The organism is Microbispora sp. CSR-4 (assembly GCF_008033685.1).
GTDB lineage: Bacteria > Actinomycetota > Actinomycetes > Streptosporangiales > Streptosporangiaceae > Microbispora.
This window is the reverse complement of sequence record NZ_VJVX01000140.1, coordinates 1-2,880: the sequence shown is the minus strand read 5'-3', so window position 1 is coordinate 2,880 and position 2,880 is coordinate 1. Positions and strand designations below refer to the sequence as shown.

General features: G+C 66.6%; 4 protein-coding genes. 1 reads left to right on the top strand and 3 read right to left on the bottom strand.

All coding sequences use genetic code 11. The annotated features are described in order from the left end of the window. The 3 genes from FLV34_RS38960 to FLV34_RS43135 form a co-directional block, all read right to left on the bottom strand. Positions 1–471: transposase (locus FLV34_RS38960; RefSeq protein WP_187280872.1), on the bottom strand; the 471-nt coding region annotated here is incomplete at its 3' end. A 263-nt stretch (positions 472–734) separates the two neighbouring features. Beyond that, positions 735–1,040: a hypothetical protein gene (locus FLV34_RS38955; protein WP_205829865.1), complete on the bottom strand. Its 306-nt coding sequence runs from the start codon at positions 1,038–1,040 to the stop codon at positions 735–737. Positions 1,041–1,172: 132 nt separating this feature from the next. Then, a complete protein-coding gene (locus tag FLV34_RS43135) occupies positions 1,173–1,295 on the bottom strand; it encodes a hypothetical protein (protein WP_260617117.1) in 123 nt (40 codons plus the stop codon). A 351-nt stretch (positions 1,296–1,646) separates the two neighbouring features. On the opposite strand from FLV34_RS43135, the gene FLV34_RS38945 reads away from it, so the two are divergent. Next, positions 1,647–2,597 (top strand): hypothetical protein, encoded by a 951-nt coding sequence (locus FLV34_RS38945; RefSeq protein WP_147945553.1) that lies wholly within the window; start codon positions 1,647–1,649, stop codon positions 2,595–2,597. Positions 2,598–2,880 lie beyond the last annotated feature (283 nt).

The following is a 2,880-nucleotide window of genomic DNA, read 5'->3' as shown; positions in this document are numbered from 1 at the left end:
GTCGGCGAAGGCGCGCTGCTCGGCCTTCCACTGCTCGGTCAGCTTCGTGATGACCGGCGCCGACAGGCCGGCCGCCGAGCCGAGGAACTGCCCCAGCGCCGGGACGAAGTCACCCGACGACAGGCCGTGCAGGTAGAGAAGTGGCAGCACCTCGGTGATCTTCGGTGTCTTGCGCGCCCAGGGCGGCAGGATCGCCGAGGAGAAGCGCTTGCGCTCGCCGGTGACCTCATCGACGCGCTTGTCGTTGACGCGCGGCGCGCGGACCTCGATGGCGCCGGCCGCGGTGAGCACCTCGCGCGGCTCGTGGTAGCCGTTACGCACCACCAGACGGCGCCCATCGTCGTCACGCTGATCGGCGAACTGGGCGATATAGGCATCGACCTCGGCTTTGAGCGCTTCAGCGAGCATCCTGCGGGCGCCTTCCCGGACGATCTCGTCGATCAGGGAGGAGGAGACCGGGCCGTCTGTCATGCGGCGGTCGCCGTCAGCGGGGTCAGGGACTACGGTGAGCACGGGTGTGCCTTCCCGACCGACGTTGGCGCGTCGGTCATGCATGAGACCTACATGATCATCGGGAAGGTACACCCCTTCCCTGAAGATCCACAGGTTCTAAGCATTGCTCGCGCGCACATTCACACGCACGTACGGGCCGCCTCGAAGTAGCCGGAGCCGACGACAAGTCTCCGTATCCGAGCGATTTCGCTGTCAAGCCGAGCGCGAATCCCGTTGCTTCGTCACGACCGGATGAGGGGCCGGGTCTCCCCCGCACCGGTGACCACGAGGTGGCGGCGGCGGCTCGGCGCCATCATGGTCGGGTGGGAGATGCCCCAGGCCGCGCTCGCGCAGATCATCTCCTTGATGCGGGCGGCGGTCCGGCCCGTGAACGCGGTGGGCAGGACCTGGTCGTCGGGGGTCACGCGCTGGACGATGCCGTCGTGGCGTCCGATGCTGACGCACTGCAGGACGTAGCCGATCGTGGTCTCGGGAACCTTGCGACCGGTCAGGCGCGCGGCGATGACGTCGGCTGCCAGCCACGCCATCGGGTTCGCCGAAGCGCAGGACATCCGCAGCGGCTTGCCACCCGCTCCTTCGGCGGCTTGAGACAGGCCTGGTGATGCTTGTCCTTGGCGTTGCCGACAGCGAGCAGGACGCCGGTGTCGCACAGGAGCACGTCAGCGGCCCATCTCGGAGCGCAGGATCTCCTCATGGCGTTCGGCGAGGTCCGGCTCAGCCTCGAACGACGCGAAGAACGGGAAGGTCACGCTCCGCGGGGGCAGGCTCGTCCAGACGGCCACGGATCAACTCCAGAGCCGGGCGTAGCTCCGACTCCGGCAACTGGTCCACGAGATAGTGCAACTCCTCGCGCATGGCGCTCGTGCCTCCAGTCTAGGTGTCAGGCAAGACGAAGGCAGAAGCATTGGGCGTAGCCCGGCCCAAATAAGGTCGGTGAGGACCGTGAGAGCGACTGAGCTCGCTCGGCCAGGCAGCCGCATGAGAGGCGAAGTGCCGTGACAGCAGCCCCAGGTCGCTGGTATGGCCCCTCTCTTGCACCCTCTGAGATTGCTTGCCATCGCTCGTAAAAAGAAGATCCGCCCGCCACGGTCATGCGGTCGTCAGACCCCGCAGCCGTCCCCACGCCGCTGCCCATGGCGACCTCCTTGGCATCGGCGATGGCGACCTCTTCGCCCCTGCCGATCATCGGCCCACCGCGATTCTTTGTCATCGCGAGGGCTCCACTCGCACGCTTTCCGAATAAGTCCAAGACGGCAATCTTCACTCCGGTACGGCCCGCCGTGCACGACGCCACAACCGGAGAGTTCCTGGCCGCCATCCCTCTGCCGGCAGGAGTGCGCTCCTCCTGGCAAGTTCTAGCCGCGGCACCCGACAACCGCACCTTTGTACTGTCCGGATGGACCGGGCCGGACTCTCCTCTCCGATTCTTCCGCGTCCACCTCGCCGAGGACGGGTCGCCGAGCGACCCGATACCCGTCCCCGGACTCGAGAGCGACGCACTGGGCGCCGGATACATCCTCGCCCTGAGCCCGGACGCCACGAGACTGGCCTACGCCGCCTCCATCCCGGGTGGAGCGAAGATCTCTGTTGTCGATCTCGCCACCGGGCAGCGCCGCGACTGGAGCACGCGAGTGTCCGTGGTGACCGGCCTGGCCTGGGCCCCGGACGGTCAGCGGATCGCACTGGTGGTCGGTGGCTGGGGCATCGGCGTCCTCGACCTCGGCTTGAAGGGATCCGATCTGCTGGCCGCCACCCGCCTCGTCAAACCGAGCAACGACCTGCCATTCCTGGAATCTGTGGCCTACACCCCCGATGGCAGTGCCCTGATCTACTCGGCCGGTCATGCCATAATGCGCATCCCGGTCGACGGTAGAGGGAAATCGCAGGTTCTCGCGCGGGTGACGTTGCCAGCCGACGCGTCACTCACCCTCCGTTTCAGCCTTGATGGAACCGGCCAATACCTGCTCTACGTGCACCGATGGCGGGGCTTTCGAGTCGATCTTGCCAATGGTTCGACCACGCCGATGCCGATCAAGACCGATGAGCACCCCGGCGAGGGCGACTCCCCGAACGCCGCCTGGTGATGACCCCATCCGAGAGCCATCGCGCGGGCGGCGGTCGACGTGGTCGCCAAACAGCTCTCCGCGACCTGGCGTGCATGGGCCATGACAGTGTGCGCGCCGCGATGATCTACCAGCACCGCACCGCTGAGGCAGACCACAAGATCGCCAATGTCATGAACGGCAAGATCGCACAAGTCCTACCGACCAGGGCTGAAGCGTTCTCAGGTTGTGAGACCGAGTAGCTGAAGTGCATCGGTGGGGTGGCTGCGGTAGTGGTCGGTGGCGGCGGCGATGTTGGTCCAGC